Origin of the sequence: Phytobacter sp. V69 (assembly GCF_965644215.1) — a bacterium.
In the GTDB taxonomy this organism is placed as follows: domain Bacteria; phylum Pseudomonadota; class Gammaproteobacteria; order Enterobacterales; family Enterobacteriaceae; genus Phytobacter.
Window position 1 is genome coordinate 1 of the sequence record NZ_CBFFRL010000484.1, and the last position, 704, is coordinate 704.

The 704-nt window shown below is 44.0% G+C and carries 1 pseudogene; it reads right to left on the bottom strand.

From position 1 onward, the window contains the following. Nucleotides 1-69: 69 nt before the first annotated feature. Nucleotides 70-315 (bottom strand): annotated as a pseudogene (locus ACSZPU_RS26130) (Lrp/AsnC family transcriptional regulator); the annotation flags it as partial. Nucleotides 316-704: the final 389 nt, after the last annotated feature.

The following is a 704-nucleotide window of genomic DNA, read 5'->3' on the forward strand; positions in this document are numbered from 1 at the left end:
AGTCATGATAATAGGGCCTTCTGATTAGAAGGCCCTATTATCAATGATTTTTATCCTCGTGACGACACTATCTAATAAATCGAGACGCTCGTTGGCCACCACCACCTGCGCCATGATAGTGATCGGCCGCCCCACCTTACTGGCGTCCACGATGCTGACATTCGCCTTTACGATCCCGGATTCTTCCAGCGCAGCAATACGTCGGTTTACTGCCGATGCGGAAAGATTCACCTGGTCGGCAATTTCTCGCTGGGAAAGGCGATTGTTGCGTTGCAGAAGGGTCAGGATTTTTTTATCCCAGACATCGAGTTTCATCGTTTTGAACGCCCTCTTTTTGTGATTTAGCTCACTTTGCGCAATTTTGTTGCGTTTAAAAGGTGAATCAGGGTGAAAATTGCATTGGATTAAGCAACTTTGCGTCATTTAACAGCCGCAAGCATAGTACCATTTCAACCAGTGGAATAAACATGATTGAAAATAGTGATGAGTGCATAAATGAATGCATTTATCGATGCGGTGAGGTCGTGATGTTTATTTAATTACCTGTACTCTTTTTCTGGCTATTTTTTTTGCGCAAGCATGTTATCCGCGACAACTCTACATGTTATTCAACAAAACATAATATTTATGGGCGGATTCAACTCCGAAGTGCAACGCTAAGCCGCCAATCTTAGCTCTGCAAACACCACAGACGGTTGCCTGAA